The 17,443-nt window shown below is 70.0% G+C and carries 16 protein-coding genes; 7 read left to right on the top strand and 9 right to left on the bottom strand.

The annotated features are described in order from the left end of the window. Positions 1-21: 21 nt before the first annotated feature. Genes menE through LT972_RS06855 form a run of 3 tightly spaced genes read right to left on the bottom strand, consistent with a single transcriptional unit; the run spans position 22 to position 3,396 of the window. The gene (gene menE, locus LT972_RS06865; RefSeq protein WP_232572457.1) at positions 22-1,482 is read right to left on the bottom strand and encodes an o-succinylbenzoate--CoA ligase; all 1,461 of its coding nucleotides are present in this window, start codon (positions 1,480-1,482) and stop codon (positions 22-24) included. After that, the gene (locus tag LT972_RS06860; protein WP_232572456.1) at positions 1,475-2,464 is read right to left on the bottom strand and encodes a mandelate racemase/muconate lactonizing enzyme family protein; all 990 of its coding nucleotides are present in this window, start codon (positions 2,462-2,464) and stop codon (positions 1,475-1,477) included. Before LT972_RS06860 ends, menE begins: the two co-directional genes overlap by 8 nt. Next, positions 2,461-3,396, bottom strand: a complete 936-nt coding sequence (locus LT972_RS06855; RefSeq protein WP_232572455.1) for a 1,4-dihydroxy-2-naphthoate polyprenyltransferase — start codon at positions 3,394-3,396, stop codon at positions 2,461-2,463. The genes LT972_RS06860 and LT972_RS06855 overlap by 4 nt, the downstream gene beginning before the upstream one ends. A gap of 128 nt (positions 3,397-3,524) precedes the next feature. On the opposite strand from LT972_RS06855, the gene LT972_RS06850 reads away from it, so the two are divergent. Continuing rightward, positions 3,525-5,186 carry a histidine kinase N-terminal 7TM domain-containing protein gene (locus LT972_RS06850; protein ID WP_232572454.1) on the top strand — a complete coding sequence of 554 codons (1,662 nt, stop codon included), beginning with the start codon at positions 3,525-3,527 and terminating at the stop codon, positions 5,184-5,186. Positions 5,187-5,193: 7 nt separating this feature from the next. Here LT972_RS06850 and LT972_RS06845 read toward each other — a convergent pair whose 3' ends face one another. Next, positions 5,194-6,798 carry a BCCT family transporter gene (locus LT972_RS06845; protein ID WP_232572453.1) on the bottom strand — a complete coding sequence of 535 codons (1,605 nt, stop codon included), beginning with the start codon at positions 6,796-6,798 and terminating at the stop codon, positions 5,194-5,196. A 131-nt stretch (positions 6,799-6,929) separates the two neighbouring features. After that, entirely contained in the window at positions 6,930-7,844 is a 915-nt protein-coding gene (locus LT972_RS06840; RefSeq protein ID WP_232572452.1) for a 1,4-dihydroxy-2-naphthoyl-CoA synthase, read from the bottom strand. 118 nt (positions 7,845-7,962) lie between these two features. On the opposite strand from LT972_RS06840, the gene LT972_RS06835 reads away from it, so the two are divergent. After that, on the top strand, positions 7,963-8,592 hold the full coding sequence (locus LT972_RS06835; protein WP_232572451.1) for a hypothetical protein: 630 nt from the start codon (positions 7,963-7,965) through the stop codon (positions 8,590-8,592). A gap of 3 nt (positions 8,593-8,595) precedes the next feature. Here LT972_RS06835 and menD read toward each other — a convergent pair whose 3' ends face one another. The 3 genes from menD to LT972_RS06820 all read right to left on the bottom strand — a co-directional run bounded on the left by menD (position 8,596) and on the right by LT972_RS06820 (position 12,379). Then, complete coding sequence (menD, locus tag LT972_RS06830; protein ID WP_232572450.1) at positions 8,596-10,335, bottom strand: 2-succinyl-5-enolpyruvyl-6-hydroxy-3-cyclohexene-1-carboxylic-acid synthase; 1,740 nt, start codon at positions 10,333-10,335, stop codon at positions 8,596-8,598. Beyond that, positions 10,332-11,657, bottom strand: coding sequence for an isochorismate synthase (locus LT972_RS06825; RefSeq protein WP_232572449.1), 1,326 nt, complete (start codon positions 11,655-11,657; stop codon positions 10,332-10,334). Before LT972_RS06825 ends, menD begins: the two co-directional genes overlap by 4 nt. A gap of 125 nt (positions 11,658-11,782) precedes the next feature. Next, complete coding sequence (locus LT972_RS06820) at positions 11,783-12,379, bottom strand: sulfite oxidase-like oxidoreductase (RefSeq protein WP_232572448.1); 597 nt, start codon at positions 12,377-12,379, stop codon at positions 11,783-11,785. Between the two features lie 157 nt (positions 12,380-12,536). On the opposite strand from LT972_RS06820, the gene LT972_RS06815 reads away from it, so the two are divergent. The 3 genes from LT972_RS06815 (at position 12,537) to LT972_RS06805 (ending at position 15,260) form a co-directional block, all read left to right on the top strand. Next, positions 12,537-12,755, top strand: coding sequence for a DUF7120 family protein (locus LT972_RS06815; protein WP_232572447.1), 219 nt, complete (start codon positions 12,537-12,539; stop codon positions 12,753-12,755). 63 nt (positions 12,756-12,818) lie between these two features. Then, a complete protein-coding gene (locus LT972_RS06810) occupies positions 12,819-13,097 on the top strand; it encodes a UPF0058 family protein (protein WP_232572446.1) in 279 nt (92 codons plus the stop codon). A 99-nt stretch (positions 13,098-13,196) separates the two neighbouring features. Continuing rightward, positions 13,197-15,260: a DUF7527 domain-containing protein gene (locus LT972_RS06805; RefSeq protein ID WP_232572445.1), complete on the top strand. Its 2,064-nt coding sequence runs from the start codon at positions 13,197-13,199 to the stop codon at positions 15,258-15,260. Position 15,261: 1 nt separating this feature from the next. Here the strand turns inward: LT972_RS06805 and LT972_RS06800 are convergent, their stop codons facing one another. Beyond that, positions 15,262-15,564: a hypothetical protein gene (locus tag LT972_RS06800; protein ID WP_232572444.1), complete on the bottom strand. Its 303-nt coding sequence runs from the start codon at positions 15,562-15,564 to the stop codon at positions 15,262-15,264. A gap of 238 nt (positions 15,565-15,802) precedes the next feature. Here LT972_RS06800 and LT972_RS06795 point away from each other — a divergent pair, with 238 nt between their 5' ends. After that, on the top strand, positions 15,803-17,167 hold the full coding sequence (locus LT972_RS06795; protein ID WP_232572443.1) for an adenylosuccinate synthase: 1,365 nt from the start codon (positions 15,803-15,805) through the stop codon (positions 17,165-17,167). A gap of 54 nt (positions 17,168-17,221) precedes the next feature. Next, positions 17,222-17,416 carry a methytransferase partner Trm112 gene (locus LT972_RS06790; protein ID WP_232572442.1) on the top strand — a complete coding sequence of 65 codons (195 nt, stop codon included), beginning with the start codon at positions 17,222-17,224 and terminating at the stop codon, positions 17,414-17,416. Positions 17,417-17,443: the final 27 nt, after the last annotated feature.

Below are 17,443 nucleotides of genomic sequence, written 5' to 3'. Positions count from 1 at the left end.
TGACGTAGGTCGTCCCCGTACTTAGGTGTCGTCGGCGAGCGCGGCGAGTGCGGCCTCGCGGTCGACGGTCCCCGACGTCGTGCGCGGAATCTCGTCGACGAACGCGACCGCTCGCGGGTGCTTGTAGCCGGCGAGGCGCCCCTCGCAGAACTCGCGGAGGTCGGCGAGCGAGACGTCGCCGTCCGGGACGACGAGCGCGCCGACGCGTTCGCCCCACTCGTCGTCGGGTACGCCGACGACGGCCACGTCCGCGATTCGGGGGTGGTCGCGGAGCGCGTCCGCGACTTCCTCGGGGTGGACGTTCTCGCCGCCGGTGACGATTTGGTCGGCCTGCCGGCCGCCGACGTGGAGGTAGCCGCCCGCGTCCACGAACCCGCGGTCACCAGTCAGGAGGCCGTACTCGCCAAAGCGGTCGCCGTCGCCGTCGACGTAGCCGGGCGTGACCGTCGGCCCGGCAACCGCGATTTCGCCCGTCTCGCCCGTCGGCACGGGGTCGCCGTCGGGGCCGAGAATCGTCACGTCGGTCCCGAAGAGGGGACGCCCGGCGCTGTCGGGGCGTTCGGCGGCCTGCTCCGGGCGGAGCGTCGCGACCTGCGAGGCGGTCTCGGTCATCCCGAACGTCGGGCAGACCGGCACGTCGGAGTCCAGCGCACGCGCCACGAGGTCGGGGGGCGTGGGCGCGCCGCCGACGAGTGCGAACCGCAGGCTGTCGGGACCACCACCAGAATCGAGCAGGCGCGAGAGCATCGTCGGCACGAGCGAGACGCCGGTGCAGTCGTACGTCGCGAGCGCGTCCCGAACCTCGCTGGCGTCGAAGCCGGGCGTGCGCACGAGGACGGCGGTCGTCCCGTAGAGCGCGCTCCGGAGGACGACCGAGAGGCCGCCCGTGTGGTACATCGAGAGCGGGCAGAGCCAGCGGTCGTCGGGGAGGACGCCGAGGCGGAACGCCGACGCGACGGCGCTCGCGGCGAAATTTCCGTACGTGAGGCGGACGGCCTTCGGGTCGCCCGTGGTTCCCGACGTGAACAGGAGCGCGCGCGTGTCGCCCCACGAGAGGTCTGCAGGAGCGAAGTCGACGGAATCCGCGTCCCGGAAGGCGCGCGCGTCGCCGTCGTCCACGCTCACCGCGGGCGCGTCGAGGGCGAGCGCGTCGGCCTCGGTGTCGGCCTCGCAGACGACGAGCACCGGGCCGAGGGCGTCGACCTGCGCCCGCAGTTCGGGCCGCGAGAGGCGGGCGTTCAGCGGGACCAGCACGGCGCCGAGGCGAGCGCACGCGAACGCAAGCCGCGCGAACGCGGGCCGCGTCTCCATCAGCACGCCGACGCGGTCGCCCGCTTCGACGCCGAGCGCCGCGAGTCGGCCCGCCGTCGTCTCCACCGCGGCGTCGAGTTCGTCGTACGTCCAGGTCTCGTCGGTCGCGGCGTCCACGAGCGCCGTGCCGTCAGGGTTGCTCCGCGTCTGGAGCGCGACGGCGTCACGCATCGACGCTCACCTCCACGCCGTGACCGGGTGCGTCCGGCACCCGGATGCGCCCCGATTCGACGGGCGCGGGGTCGTCGGCGACGTCCTCGGCGAGCAGGTCCGCAGTCGCCAGCCCGCACGCCGAAATCTCGGGGACGCCGGCGGCGAGGTGGACGGCCGCGGTTCGCGCGACGGCGGCGTCGATGGTCGTCGTCACCACGGGTTCGACGCCCGCCTCGCGCGCTGCGAGCGCGGCGTCCCGCGCGCGGTCGACGCCACCGAGCGCCATCGGCTTCAGGACGACGCAGTCCGCGACGGCGAGCACGTCGTCGAGCGCGTGGTTCGTTGTCGCCTCGTCGAGTGCGACCCCGACGCCGTCGCCGAGGCCGCGGTGGCCGGTCAGGTCGTCGGCAGCGAGTGGCTGTTCGACGTACTCGACGCCGAGGCCGGCGAGCGCGTCGAACGCCTCGCGGGCTTGCTCGCGGGACCACGCGCCGTTCGCGTCCGCGCGCAGGGTCGCGTCCGTCGCGTCGCTCGCGGCGCGCATCCGTTCGAGGTCGTCCGCCAGCGAGCGCGCGCCGACCTTCACCTTCACTGTCTCGAATCCGGCGTCGAGGGCGTTCTCGACGGCTTCGACGGTCGCTTCGACGCCGGCGTCGCCCACGGTGGCGTTCACCGGGACGCTCCCGGCGGGGTCGTCGGCGAGGCGGGCGGCGAGCGTGATTCCTCGGGCCCTCGATTCGGCGTCGAGTCTCGCGAGCGAGACGGCGTGCCGGGCGGCGGGCGAGCCCTCGCAGGCGGCGAGCGCGGCGTCCCAGTCGTCGGCGGCGTCGGCCTCACGGAGCGCGGCGCCGCAGTCCTCGCGGGACTCGGTCCACCCCGGAAGCGGCGTGGCTTCGCCGACCCCGCCGTCGCGCTCGAAGAGAAAGCCCGACCGGTGGTCGATGGTGCCGTTGGCGGTCGGGAGCGGCGCGTCGAGGGCCAGCGAGAACGCGCGAATCATAGCGCCAGGCCGGCGGCGAACAGCGCCGAGTACAGCGCGAGCAGTTGGCCGACACGGGAGAGCGCGGGGTTCAGCGCCTCGCCGTCCGTGCGCTCGAAGACGGTCTGTGTCACCGACGCCGCGAGCGGGAGGCTGAGCAGGGGGAGGAACACCGAGAGGCCGTACCCCTCGACGTAGAACCAGACGGGCGCGAGATAGGCGAGCGCGAGCATCGCGGCGAACTCGGCCCGCGAGAACGCGTACCCGAAGCGCACCGCGAGCGTGCGCTTGCCCGTCGTCTCGTCTTCGGCCTTGTCGCGGACGTTGTTCACGACGAGAATGTTCGTGGAGAGGCCGGCGACCGGGAGGCTGGCGACGAACGCCGCGAGCGTGACGGTGCCCGCGGGGAGCGCCGTCGCGAGCGGTTCGGCGAGGTGCGCGGCGGCCTGCACGTAGAACGTCCCCATCACGGCGACGACGCCGAAGAACACGAACACGAACAGGTCGCCCAGGCCGTGGTAACCCAGGGGGTAGGGGCCGCCGGTGTACGCGATGCCGGAGGCGACGCTCGCGAGGCCGATGACGACGATGGGGAGGCCGCCGACGTACACGAGGTAGGTGCCCGAGAGGACGGCGAGCGCGAACGTCGCGTACATCGCGAGTTTCACGCGCTCGCGCTCGATGAGGCCGCTCGCCGTCACGCGAGTGAACCCCTCGCGGTCCTCGGTGTCGGCGCCCTGGACGGCGTCGTAGTAGTCGTTCGCGAAGTTCGTCCCGACCTGAATCAGCGCCGCGCCCACGAGCGCGGCGAGCGCCGGGAGCGCGGCGAACACGCCCGCGTGAACGGCCAGGCCGGTGCCGACGACCACCGGAGCGGCGGCCGCCGGGAGGGTGTGTGGTCGGGCCGCCATCAGCCACGCTTCCCTGCGCGTCACGTCGGCCGCGTCGGTCATTGGTCCGTCTTGGGGGAGCGCTCCCAAAGCGGTGGCGGTCCGCGAGGGCGTCGCCGACACGCCGGCCGATTATAGAGAGTGATACCGGGAGGCGCACGTATAAGTTTCCGAGGACACGTATCACGGCTATGACACCGACCGAGTCGTGGGTTTTCGCCGCGTACGTCGGCGCCTTCGGTGCGGCGGCCGTCGCCTGCGGCGTCGCCGTCCTGCGCGCTCGACGCGTCGCCGACGACGACACCCAACGCGGCCTCGTCGGCCTGCTCGTCGGGAGCGGCGGGTGGGCGTTCTTCCAGTTGCTCTACCTCGTCGTCCCGGGGCGCGCCCTGAAGTACGTCGCCTACGACGCGAGTCTCGTCGTCGGCCTCGCCACCATCGGCGGGTGGCTCTACTTCACCTCGGCGTACACCGGGCGGACGCTCCACCGACAGCAGACCGTTCGGCGGCTCGCAGTCGGCGTGTACGCGAGCATCGTCGCGCTCAAACTCACGAATCCGATTCACGGCTGGTACTTCACGCTCACCGCCGTGGAATCACCGTTCCCGCATCTCGCCGTCCAGCAAGGCACCGTCCACTGGGTCGTCACCGGCCTCTCGTACGCGCTCGTGGCTGTCGGGTTCTTCATGCTGTACGAACTGTTCGTCGAAGCCGACTACGACACGCGCCCGCTCGGCGTCCTCGTCGGCGTCACCGGCCTCCCGGTCGCGTTCGACCTGTTCGGGTTCGCGTCGCCGCTGTTACTGGACGTGAACTACGAACCGCTCGGCGTCGCGGCGTTCGCGCTCGGCGTCCTCTACGTCTACGAGGCCGAGTTCCTCGCCGTCCAACTCACGGACGGGTTCGACGACCCGGTCGTCTACCTCGACGACGCCGACCGCGTTCGGTCCGCGAACGGTCGCGCGACGGCGGTGTTCGACGCGCTCGACGGCGCCACCGGCGAGTCGCTCTCGGCGGTCCTCCCGGACGTCGCGGCCGTCCTCGACGAAGACCAGCCGATAGTCCAGCGCGCCGTCGACGGCGAGGCCCGGTTCTTTCTGGTGTCCAGCACGTCGTTCACCGTCGGCCAGTCCGACGTCGGGCGGATGGTCGTGTTCAGCGACGTGACCGAGACCGAACGCCAGCGCCGCGAACTCGAACGACAGAACGAGCAACTGGAGGGGTTCGCGGCGGCGATTCGCCACGAGCTCCTGAACACGCTCCAAATCGTCTCCGGACACGTGTCCCTCGTGGGCGACGCCATCGACGACGGCGACGTCGACGACGCTCGGTCGTACCTGCAGAACGCCTCCGGGGCCGCCGACCGGATGGCGGGCGTCGTCGACGACCTCTCCGTGCTGGCGCGCCACGGCAAGACCCTCGGCGAGACCGAGCGCGTGAGCGTCGCCGCCGCCGCGAGCGACGCCAGCGAAATTGCCGACGCTGACATCGACGTCTCGGTCGACGGGGACGGGGACGTCGTCGCCGACCCGGAGCGCCTCGAAGAACTGTTCGTGAGCGCCTTCGAGTTCGCGGCGCACAACGGCGCCGAGTCGGTCACCGTCGAGTGCGGCGACGGGTGGTTCGCCGTCGCCGACGACGGCCGGTCGCTGGCGGCCTTCGACGCCGACGCGCTGTTCGAGTACGGGAGCGCGGTGCCGGACGCGGAGGCCGGCATCCTCCTGCCGAACGTCCGAATGCTCGCCGCCGTTCACGGCTGGGAGGCCGACCTCGACGCCGACTACGACGGCGGCACGCGCGTCGTCGTCTCCGGGACGGACGGCGTGGTGCGTCCGTCGGTGGAGGCGGCCTGACGCGCGGTCAGTCGTCGTCCGAGGCCGCGGTGTCAGCGGACCGCGACTGCTCGGAGAGCAACGAACCGGGTTCGACGTCGACGCCGTCGGCTTCTCTCGCGTAGTCGCGAGCGGCGACGTAGGCCGCGTAGACGATTGCGAGCAGGAACACCGTGAACGGGAGCGCGAGCAGCGGGGACAGCGACTGGATGGCCGCGAAGCTCTCCAGTTCGAGGCTCACCACGCCGAAGAAGGCGAGCAGTGCACCCCACCACGCGCGGTTCCGGGCGTTCGGGTCCTCGTCGCCGAGCGTGATGGCGGATATCATGAACACCGCCGAGTCAAGCGACGTGACGATGTAGCCGGCGATGACGACGACGAACAGCACCGCGAGGACGGAGCCGTACGGCGTCACGGAGAGCGCTCGCGCGATGGCCGCGGGGATGCCGTTGGCCGCCAGCGCGTCGCCGACGGGGCCGACGTAGCCGGGCGCGAGCACCCACCCGCCGACGAGGAGGTGTTGAATCCACGTCAGCGCCGTCGGCGCGAGCACGAGGACGGCGAACATCTCGCGGATGGTGCGTCCCTTCGAGACGCGCGCGACGAAACTCCCGACGAAGATGCTCCACGCCGCCCACCACGCCCACCAGAAGCCGGTCCAGTTGGCCGCCCAGTTGCCGGACGCCGTGGGGTCGGTGTACAGCATCATCCGGACCATGTTGTTCAGCCAGACGCCGGTCGCGTCGAGGCCGAGTTCGAACATGAACAGCGTCGGCCCGACGACGACGAGCAGCGCCATCGCGAGCCCGATGAACACCATCGTCGCGCGCGCCGCGTTCCGGATGCCCTTCCGGAGGCCGAGCCAGACGTCGACGAGGAAGACGCCGCCGATGAGCGCGAAGATGCCGTACGTGAGGACGGCGGCGTCGAGGCCGAAGACGCCGCCGAGGATGGCGGCCATCGTCTGGGAGCTGAACCCGAGCGTGGTGGCGATGCCGCCGATGCTCGCGACGATGGCGGCGAGGTCGACGGTCCAGTGGAAGCCGGGGTAGTCGTCGGCCGGGACGATACCGGTGAGCATCGAACTGATCTTGTACTCGCCGACGCCCTCGGTGTAGACGACGATGCCGAACGCGAGGGCGACCGGGAGGTACCACATCGCCAGCCCCGGGAACACCTCGTGGACGAACATGAACGCGAGTGACAGCGACTTCAGCGACGCGCCCTCGACGGGGTAGGGTTTCGGCGGCGGGTTCTGGAAGATGGAGACGGGTTCGCCGACGCCCCAGATGAGAATCGAGGCGCCGAAGCCGACGGTGAACACCATCGAGAGCCAGGAGAACGTGTCGAACTCTGGTTCGGCGTCCGGGCCGCCGATGCGGAGGCGGCCGTACCGGGAGAACGTCACGCAGAGGACGAGCACCAACAGGATGAACCCGAGGAGGATGAACCACCAGCCGAAGTACGTCAGCACCCAGTCGAAGGCGCCGTTCAGCGCGTCGCTGAGGAGCGCCGGGCGCAGGAATCCGACGGCGGCGAGCGAGAGCATCGCCGCCATCGCGACGAAGAACAGGCCGCGCTCGGGCCACGTCGCGTCTTCGAGGCCGAGAACGTACCAGCCACCCCGACTCATCGTCGTCGACGGGGGGCGTCGCTCGGTCGTCTCGGTGCTGTGCGTGCGAAAACGCGGTCGCTCACGGGTCGTAGCGAGCGAGCGTACATCCTGCCTACGGCGAGCGCGCTGTCACTGAAAAGGCCGGCGAATCAGTAATGCCAGGGGTACTTCGAGAAATCCGGGTCGCGGCCCTCCATGAACGCCTCTCGGCCCTCCTTGGCTTCGTCGGTCATGTAGCCGAGGCGGGTGGCTTCGCCCGCGAACACCTGCTGGTCGACGAGGCCGTCGTCGGCCATGTTGAACGCGTACTTCAACATTCGCATCGCCGTCGGCGACTTCGACGCCATCTCGTCGGCCCACTCCAGGGCCACCTCCTCCAGGTCGTCGTGCGGGACCGCCTCGTTGGCCATTCCCATGTCGACGGCTTCCTCGGCGCTGTACGTCTTCCCGCGGAAGAAGATTTCGCGGGCCTTCTTCTGGCCGACCTGCTTGGCGAGGTACGCCGACCCGAACCCGGCGTCGAACGAGGCCACGTCGGGGTCGGTCTGGAGGAACTTCGCGTGCTCGTCGCTCGCGAGCGTGATGTCACAGACGACGTGGAGGCTGTGCCCGCCGCCGACCGCCCACCCGGGGACGACGGCGACCACGGGCTTGGGCATGAACCGAATCGCGCGCTGGACTTCCAGAATGTGGAGGCGGCCCGCCTTCGCCTCTCGCACCGACTCGTCCTCGTCGGCGTCGGCCTCGTCGTCGCCCCGGTACTCGTAGCCGGAGTCGCCGCGCACGGACTGGTCGCCGCCCGAGCAGAACGCCCAGCCGTCGTCTTTCGGACTCGGGCCGTTGCCCGTCAGGAGGACACAGCCGACGTCGGACTGGCGTTTCGCGTGGTCGAGCGCCTCGTGGAGTTCGTCCACTGTCCCGGGTCGGAACGCGTTGCGCACCTCGGGGCGGTCGAACGCGATTCGCACCGCGTCCACGTCCGTCCCCCGGTGGTACGTGATGTCGGTGAAGTCGACGTCGTCGACCGCCTCCCAGCGGTCGGGGTCGAACAGTTCAGAGACCATACCGAGGGTGGGCGGGCGGCGTGCAAAAGGGTTTACACCCGCCACCCGCCCGCGAGCAGACCGCGAGCCGTCCGACAGCCACCCGCAACCTTAAGGCCGTTCTCGGGCAGGAGAGCGTATGGACTTCCCGGGCGCGCTGTACCGCGACTGGCGGGACACGGCGCGCGCCGCCGTCGCGGGCGTCGTCGCGTTCCTCGCGGGGTTCGCGGCGACGTTCGTCCTTGAGTACGACGAGGCCCGGGACTCCGCCGGCTTCGTCGAGGACGTCGCGCGCTTCCTCGGTCCGGACGCCGGCCCGCTGTTCCGGCAGGCCGCCGACTGGCTCGAACCCGACCCCGTGCAGGTGACGGGGTGGTTCTTCTACGCGAGTCACTACGTCCCCCTGGACGTGCGGGTGACGGCGCTCGGGAACTCGGCACACCGGGTCGTGAACGTCCGCGACCTTCCCGTCTGGGACGGCGCGCTCGTTCTCGTGCCGCCCGCCGTCCTGCTAGTCGCGGGGTTCGTCGTCGCGGCGCGCGTCACGCCGGACGCGTCACCGGTGCTGACCGGCGTCCGCGTCGCGTTCGGCTATGTCGCGGCCGCGGTGGTTGCGCTTCGGTGGGTCGCGTACTCGCGGGACGCCGGCCTCGCGTCCGCGTCCGTCGGCCCCGACGCGTGGACGGTCGCAATCAACTGCGGCGCGTACGCGCTGGTTTTCGGAACAATAGGCGCGATAGTGTACGCGGCGTACGTCCGGCGGACGTGACTCTCAGAGCCGGTCGGCGACCAGCGAGTCGAGGCGGTCGCGCTCCCGGTGGGTCGCTTCGGCGTCCGTCCGCACCTCGATGACCTGCGTGCCCGGCGAGCCGACGGACTCGCGGTAGGCCTCGCGGAAGCCGTCGAGGCTCTCGACCCGAGCGAACTCTAAGTCGTAGGTGTCGCCGGTCGGCGCGAAGTCGAGGCCGTGGGGCGTGACGAACTGCTCGGTGAACGGCGGGTCGAAGGCCTCGATGGGGAGTTCGTGGAAGATGCCGCCGCCGTCGTTGTTCACGAGGACGACGGTGGCGTCCACGCCACAGCGCTCCAGCGCGAGCAGGCCGTTCGAGTCGTGGTAGTACGCGATGTCGCCGGTCAGGAGGACGAGCGGGTCGTCGGTCGCGCTCCCCGCGCCGAGCGCGGTGGAGGTGACGCCGTCGACGCCCGACGCGCCGCGATTCCCGAGGACGGTCAGATTTGCGTCGCGGGGGCGCGCGAACCGGTCGGCGTCCCGCACCGGCATGCTGTTCGAGACCGCAATCGTCGCGGGGTCGGGTGCGTCCGCGAACACCGTCGCGGCCACGTCGCCTTCCAGCAGGCAGTCGCGCTCGAAGCCGTCCACCGCGCCCCAGTACCGGGCCTCGGCGTCGAGCACCCGGTCGGTCCAGTCGCTGCGGCCCGAATCCACGCGCTCGGCGAGCGCTCGCGCCGTCTCGGTCGGGTCGGCGGCGACGAGGTCGGTCGCAGTGAACTCGGCTTCGCGCCACCCGCCCGCGGCGTCGACGACGACCTGTCGGGCGTCCGCGTCCCGGAGGAAGTGACGGAGGCGCTTCGAGGTAGGGGACGCGCCGAACCGCAGGACGAAGTCGGGGGCCGGAAAGTCGGCGGCGAGGAAGCCGTCGTAGCCGCCGACGACGGGCGCGTCGGCGGTCTGCGAGCCGAACCGCGCGTCGGACAGCGGGTCCGCGAACACCGGGAAGCCGGTGGCTTCGGCGAGCGCGGCGGCAGCATCTCCGGCGAGCCCGTGGTCGTCCGGGCCGGCGACGACGAGGCCGCGCTCGGCGCTCGCCGCGGCGTCAGCGAGGTCCGCGAGCACGCGCTCGGGTGGCTCGCTCCGGCCGTGGTCGACGGCGACGAACGGGCCGTCGCGTCCCTCGGCGGCGAGCGGGTAGTCCTCGGCGAACGACCCGGGAACGTCGCCCGGCGCCTCGGTCGGTTCGAGCGGCTTCCGGAACGGGAAGTTCAGGTGAACCGGACCCGGGTTCGCGCCCGTCGTCTCGCCGACGGCACGGCAGACCGCGGTTCGGAGCGACCGGAGTTTCCGGTCGTCGGCCTCGGGTTCGGGGAGTTCCCGGAAGTGGCGGACGGCGTCGCCGTACAGTTTCGTCTGGTCGACGGTCTGGTTCGCGCCCGAGTCCCGGAGTTCCGGCGGCCGGTCCGCGGTCAGGAGGAGCAGGGGGACGCGGGCCTGATTTGCCTCCATCACCGCCGGGTGGAGGTTCGCCGTCGCCGTGCCCGACGTGGTGACGACCGGCGTCGGGCGACCGGTGCGCTTCCCGCGGCCGAGCGCGAAGAACGCCGCCGAGCGCTCGTCGAGGTGCGAGAACACCCGGATGTCGTCGTGCTCGGCGAGCGCGACCGTCAACGGCGTGGAGCGACTGCCGGGGCAGACACAGACCGCGTCCACCCCGGACTTCGCGAGTTCGTCGACCGCAGCGCGCGCCCACAGGACGTTCCGGTTCGGCGCCGTCATTCGAGTTCGTCCAGAATCGGCCGGTACTTCAACTGTACCTCCTCCCACTCGGCCTCCGGGTCGCTGTCCGCGACGATGCCGTTCCCGCCGAACATCGTCACCGTCTCGCCGGCGGCGACCGCGGAGCGCAGGCCGACGCCGAACGTCCCGTCGCCGTCGGCGTCGAACCACCCGACTGGCGCGGCGTACCACCCGCGGTCGAACGTCTCCGTCTCCCGAATCGTGTCCAGCGCCGCGTCCGCCGGCAGGCCGTTGACGGCCGGCGTCGGATGCAGGCGCTCGACCACGTCGAGGACGTGCGTGTCGTCGGTCACAGTCGCCGAAATCGGCGTTTCGAGGTGCTGGATGTTCGAGAGTTTGCGGACGCCGCGCTCGCCCACCGTCACGTCGCCGAGCGCGTCGAGGCGCTCGGCGATGGTGTCGGTGACGAGTTCCTGCTCGTGGCGGAGTTTGTCGCTCTCCCGGAGCAGTTCCGCGAGTCGCGCGTCCTCGGCGACCGACTCGCCGCGCTCGACTGACCCCGCGAGCGCCGTCGTCCGCACCGTGTCGCCGGAGAGCGTCGCGAGGCGCTCGGGGGTCGCGCCGAGGAACGCCGCGTCGCTCGTCGGCTCCACGAGAAACCGGAAGCACTCGGAGTAGCGCTGACGGAGGCGCTCGAGGAGGTTCCGCGGCTCGACGGGCGCGTTCAGGTCGGCGCGCAGCGCCGTCGCGAGGACGACCTTCCGGAGGCTCCCGTCCTCGATGCGGGCGAGCGCGTCCCGGACTTGGTCACACCACGCCGCTTTCCCCGGCGTCGGCGTCGTCTCGCGGACGCCCGGTCGGTCGCCGCCGGGCACCATCGCCGGCAGCGACTCGACCGTCTCGCGGGCGTCTTCGAGCGCCGCCTCAACGCCCTCGGCGGTGGCGTCGTCGCCGGCGCGCGTCACCGTCAGCCACGTCTCGTCGCCCGCGCTCGCCAACTGGAACTCGGGGACGACGAACTGCGCGGCGGGGAAGCCAGCCCACGTCCCGCCGGCCTCGTGGTCGTCGAAGAACGCGAAGCCGCCGAGGGCGCGCGGCCGAGCGACCTCGGGGCCGTCGTGGTCGGCGTCCGCGAACAGCGCGTCGGCCCACTCGCGGACGGCGTCGAAGCGGTCGCCGCCCGCCGCCGTCACCACCGCCGTCGCGCCGACCCCCGACACCTCCACGCCGTCGGGGTCGGCCCAGTGGATGCGCGGGGCGTCCCGCGACGCGAGAAACGCCCGATAGGAGACGTCCGCGACCCGGCAACTCCTGCTCACGACCGGCCCCTGAACGGCCGCTTCGCCGGACAGAGAACTCATTGTTCGTGGTTCAGGACTCCCCGACTAATAGCCTATCCTTCTCGCGTGGCTAACTGTACCGGCTCGCGTGTCGGTCACGTTGTTCCCTCCCGCTCGCTCGTTCCGCGGCGCTGCGCGCTGCGTGGCTAACTGTACCGGTCTTCCGCCCACGGGTCGGCGGTGTTCGAGTAGCCGCGCTTCTCCCAGTAGCCGCGCTCGGGTTCGGTGAGGAACTCCACGCCGTCAACCCACTTCGCGCCCTTGTACGCGTACTTGTGGGGCGTCACGACGCGCAGGGGGCCGCCGTGCTCGCGGGGCAGGTCGTCGCCGTCGTACTCCCACGCGAACAGTACCTCGTCGCGCATGCAGGTCTCCAGCGGGAGGTTCGTCGTGTAGCCGTCTAGCGCGTGGAACATCACGTGGACCGCGTCGTCGCGGACACCCGCCAACTCGGCGAGGTGCGGGAACGTCACGCCCGTGAACTCGCAGTCGAGTTTCGACCAGCCGGTGACGCAGTGGAAGTCCTGTCGCTGGGTCTCGGCGTCGAGGCCGGTGAACTCCTCGAAGGAGAGCGACAGTTCCTCGTCGACCGCGCCGGTCACGGTGAACTCCCACGACTCGGGGTCCCACGACGGCGTCCCGCCCTTCGACAACACCGGGAACTTCGACGTCTCGCGCTGGCCCGGCGGGACCCTGTCGTCCCCGAACTCCTCGTAGAGGTCCGTGACGTCCTCGACACTCATGGACCGACCTAGCGGCGGGACACACGTATTCCTACCGACTCGGGTCGCGCTCGCCGCCTCCCGGAATCGGCAGATAGCGCCGTCATCGTCGGCGGACTCCCGCTCGCGCGTGCCCGTCAGGCTTAAGAACGGTGGCGGCGAAGCCCCGCCCAGTACGATGCCTACCGTCGAAGTCAACATCCCGGACCAGATCGAGATGCAGATCGCCCAACTCGTCGAACAGGGGGAGTTCGTCAGCCGCGAGGAAGCAATCGAGCAACTGCTCTCGTCGGGCATCCGCGCGTACAAGACGAGCGGCCCGTCCGACGACGAAGAGGAGTTCGGTCTCGAAGGCGAAGGCGACATGATGGGCCACGAGGACGAGTACGTCTTCTGACGGGCGCGTGTGAACCCGTCGCGGACAACGCTTAACACGTCCAAAATCTAACTCAGACCAGAGATGCACAAGGACGAGCTCCTCGACTTACACGAGCAGATGGTCCAGATCAAAGACCAGTTCATCGAGTTCGACACCGTCGACGAGGACGCGTTCGCGGCCTACGAGCAACTCGAAGTCGACCCCTCCCACGTCCACAAGTCCAAAAGCGAGCACAAACACGCCGTCTTCCTCCTCGGGAACTCGCTCGCGGCGGCGATGAGCGAGGACGAGTTCTCCAGTGCGGGCCGCCTCAGCAAGCGCATGGAGGAGCTCGCGGACGACGCTTCGAACAAACTCTGAGCGGAGACACAACTCGATTGACGTGTCGCGCCGAGTGACCTTCTGAGGGGCTCGTCCGCCCCGGAAAGCCTTTTACGCGCGCCACGCGTTCCGCGCAGTATGCAGGCACACACGGTCGAGCGGGTGGAGTCGTGGGACTCCCGGCCGTTCTCGGGTGGCTTCCGCGAACTCCACGACCTCGCGGACGCTAACTTCTCGGGCGCGGTCGTCGCCGACGGAACGTGGTTGTTCGTGTTGAACGGCCGCGTCATCGGCGTCTTCGAGGGCGACATCGAGGACTTCGAGGACGCCGACGGGACGGTGTACGAGGCACCGGACCCGTCCGTCGCGCTCCTGTTCTCGATGCAGGAGCGAGGCGGACAGACGCAAGCGAAGTACTACTCGAACGACACGCCGCTGTCGGAGGCCGACGACACCCTCTCCAGTGCGAACTTCACGGGCTACGTCGAACTCTCGGAGAACGTCCTCTCCGGGGATTACTACGTCGTCTACTACGGCGGCCGGTCGATGAGCGCGGCGTTCGTCGGAACGAGCGAGGAACTGATAACGGGCGACGAGGCGTTCGAGCGCGCGGACGACGAGGTCGGCGTCTACGAGGTCATGAAGACGCCGGTGAACGTCACGGCGCTCCCCGAAGTCGAGGACGAAGACGAGAGCGAGGGCGAGCCCACCGACGCGGCCGCGGGTGCGGCGGCCGCCGGTGGTGCGGCCGCGGGTGCGGCGGCCGCCGGTGGTGCGGCCGCGAGCGACGACAGCCCGGCGGCGGCCGAGTCGTCGCCCGCGACCGAGCAGTCGACCGGCGGCGAGTCGCGCACGGAAGCGACGTCGGCGACGGACCAGTCGCCGAGCAGTTCCGGAACCGGCGCCGCGTCGTCGTCCACTACAGACACGGCGGCCGCCGGGGCAACGGCGGCGAGCACCGGCGACGCGGACACCGGCGAGACGACCGTCGAGGCGCCGTCGGGGTCGGCTGGCGGCGACGCCGGTGGCGACGAGTCACCGGAGGGGCGCGCGTTCGACGAGGAACAGGAGTGGCAGAACGCGCGCTCGGTGCCGACACTCGACCCCGAGAAGAGCGCGACGAGCGACGGCGGCACCGAGGCGGCGAGCGGGTCGTCGTCGAACGCGCCGTCGCGGAGCGAACAGTCCAAGCGCACGCAACGCAAGCGGTCGACGCAGTCCCGCTCGAAGCGTTCCGCGAACGCCGACCAGCAGTCGTCGTCGGGGAAGCCGCGTTCGACCGTCGAGAAGCTGAAGCAGGCGGTGAAGCGGCGGGACGCGAAACTGGAGGAGACCAAGGAGCGACTCGCGACGCTGGAGGGCGAACGCGACGACCTCCGGGAGACCGTCGAGGAGGTAGAGCGCGAGCGCGACGAACTTCAGTCCCGCGTGGACGAACTGGAGGCGGAACTGGCGGCCGTCGAGGCCGACCAGCCCGACGGCGACCTCGAACTCGACCGGAGCGAGGCGCTGTCGGGTACGAACCTCTTCGTGCGCTACGACTCGAAGGGGAAGCCGACGCTGGACGAACTGGACGGGTCGACGAACCGCGAGGAGGTAAACCAGAATCTGCGCATCGACCACCACACGCAGTTCGAGGCGTCGCGGGCGACCGTGGACGGCGAGTCCTTCGAGTCGTTCCTCGCGGACACGGCGGCCTACCGGTTCGTGTCGTGGGCGGTCCGCGAACTCCCGTACGAGATTCGGGACTCCGGGCACCAGTCGGGACTGGCTGACCTCTACGACGCCATCCCGGACGTCGACCGCGCGGAGTTGGACGGCACCGTCGAAGTCGAAACCGAGGACGGCGCCGTCGCCGAGACGTTCGACGTCGTGCTCCGGGACCGGATGGGGAACCCGCTCGTCGTGGCGGAGTTGAACGCCGAGCGGGAGCCCGTCACCGGGGACGAGATGCAGTCACTCGTGGACGCCGCAACGGGCGTCCGCGAGGGGAGCGACGACCTCGGCGCGGCGGTCTACGTGACCGCGTCGTTCTTCGAGCCGCCGGCCCTCGAAACCGCCGCCGAGGAGACGGGTGGCGGCGGCTTCCTGAGTCGCAGCGACAAGGAGAGTTACGTGAAAGTCGCTCGGAAAGCGGGCTATCACCTGTGTCTCGTGGAAGACCGGAGCGACGCCTTCCACCTCACGGTGCCGGAACTGTAGGTTAGTCGGCTTCCGCGGTCGCGTCGATTTTCATCGACTCCATCTTGTCGACGATTTCGTCGACCTTGCCGTCGAGTTCTTCGACGAACTCGTCGGTGCGCTCGGTCGTGATGGCTCCCTGACTGGACGGCTCGATGAGGTTCTCCTCTTCGAGCACGCGGAGGGAGTACCGGACCTTGTGGTGGGGGTAGCCGGTTTCGTTGGACATCTTCACGATGCCGATAGGTTCGTTCTCGATGACCATGCGGAGGACCTGGAGATGTCGTTCCAGCATGTCGACTTCCTTCTCAAGCCGGTCTATCATGGCATTTGTTAACTTGTCTTGGCGGGGTTTTAAAGGTTATCACACCGGACGGACGAGAAGACGCGCCCTCGTAAGTTGCGAGTGGTAACAATTAACGCTTGTGATGCAGTCAGACTCCCGGACAACACCCGCGTTCGTCCAATTAACGGCAGATTAACTTCCGCACCTACACACGTGCGTGCCCATATTCCCCGGTGAGACCGTAACCGGTTTCACCCCGACGGTGGAACGCAGTCGTATGACCGTCACAATCGTCGGCGCGCAACTCGGCGACGAAGGGAAGGGTGGCGTCGTCGACATCTTCGGCGACGCCGCTGACGTCGTCGCCCGCTACCAGGGCGGCGACAACGCCGGCCACACCGTCGTGGCCGACGGCGAAGAGTACAAACTGTCGCTGGTCCCCTCCGGCGCCGTCCGCGGGAAGACCGGCGTCCTCGGCAACGGCTGTGTCGTCAACCCCGAGACGCTGTTCGAGGAAATCGACGCGCTCCGCGAGCGCGGCCTCGACCCCGACGTGAGAGTCGCGAAGCGCGCTCACGTCATCCTCCCCTACCACCGCGTCCTCGACGGCATCGAGGAAGACGTCAAAAGCGAGTCCGACCAGGAGGTCGGGACGACCGGCCGCGGCATCGGGCCGACCTACGAGGACAAGGCCGGTCGCCGAGGCCTCCGCGTCGCGGACCTACTCGACACCGACACCCTCCGGGAGAAACTGGAGTACGTCGTGCCACAGAAGCGCCGCCTCGCCGAGGATGTCTTCGGCGTGGAGACCGGCGACGCGTTCGACGTCGACGCCCTCCACGAGCAGTACGCGCGCTACGGCGAACGCCTCGCCGACGAGGACATGACCGTGGACGCCGGGAACTACCTCGCCGACCGTCTCGACGACGGCGACGAGGTGATGTTCGAGGGCGCACAGGGCACCATCATCGACATCGACCACGGGAACTACCCCTACGTCACGTCCTCGAACCCGACCGCGGGCGGCGCCGCGACGGGCACCGGCCTGAGCCCCGGCGTCGTCGGCGGCGGCGAGGTACTCGGCATTGTGAAGGGCTACCTGACGCGCGTCGGCAGCGGCCCGATGCCGACCGAACTCGGCGGCGTCGTCGGCGACACGCCGGACTACGACGAGCAGGGCGAGGGCGACAACGAGGAACTGGCGACGTACATCCGCGAGGAGGGCGGCGAGTACGGCACCGTCACCGGCCGCCCGCGACGCGTCGGCTGGCTGGACATGCCGATGCTCCGCCACTCCGCGCGCGCCAACGGCTTCACCGGCCTCGCTCTCAACCACCTCGACGTGCTCGCCGGCCTGGACGAGGTGAAAGTCGGGCACGCCTACGAACTCGACGGCGAGACGGTCTACTCGATGCCCGCGACCACCGAGCGCTGGGGCGACTGCGACCCCGTCTTCCGGACCTTCGAGGGCTGGGAGGAGTTCGACCCCGAGACGGTCGCCGCGGAGGGCTACGACGCCCTCCCCGAGGCCGCACGCGACTACGTGGAGTACGTCGAGGATGAACTCGACGCGCCCGCGTACGTGCTCGGCGTCGGGCCGGGCCGCGAGGAGTCCGTCGTCCGACAGAACCCCTTCGAGTAGCGGGCCGCGCGCGGAACCCGCACGCTTTTGATTGCCGCCGTCCACGCTCCGTACATGAAAGAAGACCTCATGGACATCGTCTGCTGTCCGCTGGACAAACACGACCTCGAACTCGACGTCGAGTCCCGCGAGGACGACGAGGTCATGTCGGGAACGCTGACGTGTACGGAGTGCGGCGAGACGTACCCAATCGAGGACGGCATCCCGAACCTCCTGCCCCCGGACATGCGAGAGGACGCGCCGGCCTGACCGCGCCGTATCACGCCACGAACCTTT

This window comes from Halobacterium litoreum (assembly GCF_021233415.1).
Lineage (GTDB): Archaea > Halobacteriota > Halobacteria > Halobacteriales > Halobacteriaceae > Halobacterium > Halobacterium litoreum.
The sequence above is the reverse complement of the archived record's forward strand: the minus strand, read 5'-3'. Positions and strand labels throughout refer to the sequence as shown.

Coding starts and splice junctions, on each gene's coding strand:
- LT972_RS06805 (WP_232572445.1), top strand. CDS start 13,197: ATGCAGGCACACACGGTCGAGCGGGTGGAGTCGTGGGACTCCCGGCCG.
- LT972_RS06815 (WP_232572447.1), top strand. CDS start 12,537: ATGCCTACCGTCGAAGTCAACATCCCGGACCAGATCGAGATGCAGATC.
- LT972_RS06825 (WP_232572449.1), bottom strand. CDS start 11,657: ATGAGTTCTCTGTCCGGCGAAGCGGCCGTTCAGGGGCCGGTCGTGAGC.
- LT972_RS06855 (WP_232572455.1), bottom strand. CDS start 3,396: ATGACCGACGCGGCCGACGTGACGCGCAGGGAAGCGTGGCTGATGGCG.
- LT972_RS06795 (WP_232572443.1), top strand. CDS start 15,803: ATGACCGTCACAATCGTCGGCGCGCAACTCGGCGACGAAGGGAAGGGT.
- LT972_RS06835 (WP_232572451.1), top strand. CDS start 7,963: ATGGACTTCCCGGGCGCGCTGTACCGCGACTGGCGGGACACGGCGCGC.
- LT972_RS06860 (WP_232572456.1), bottom strand. CDS start 2,464: ATGATTCGCGCGTTCTCGCTGGCCCTCGACGCGCCGCTCCCGACCGCC.
- menE (WP_232572457.1), bottom strand. CDS start 1,482: ATGCGTGACGCCGTCGCGCTCCAGACGCGGAGCAACCCTGACGGCACG.
- LT972_RS06810 (WP_232572446.1), top strand. CDS start 12,819: ATGCACAAGGACGAGCTCCTCGACTTACACGAGCAGATGGTCCAGATC.
- LT972_RS06850 (WP_232572454.1), top strand. CDS start 3,525: ATGACACCGACCGAGTCGTGGGTTTTCGCCGCGTACGTCGGCGCCTTC.
- LT972_RS06845 (WP_232572453.1), bottom strand. CDS start 6,798: ATGAGTCGGGGTGGCTGGTACGTTCTCGGCCTCGAAGACGCGACGTGG.
- LT972_RS06790 (WP_232572442.1), top strand. CDS start 17,222: ATGAAAGAAGACCTCATGGACATCGTCTGCTGTCCGCTGGACAAACAC.
- menD (WP_232572450.1), bottom strand. CDS start 10,335: ATGACGGCGCCGAACCGGAACGTCCTGTGGGCGCGCGCTGCGGTCGAC.
- LT972_RS06800 (WP_232572444.1), bottom strand. CDS start 15,564: ATGATAGACCGGCTTGAGAAGGAAGTCGACATGCTGGAACGACATCTC.
- LT972_RS06820 (WP_232572448.1), bottom strand. CDS start 12,379: ATGAGTGTCGAGGACGTCACGGACCTCTACGAGGAGTTCGGGGACGAC.
- LT972_RS06840 (WP_232572452.1), bottom strand. CDS start 7,844: ATGGTCTCTGAACTGTTCGACCCCGACCGCTGGGAGGCGGTCGACGAC.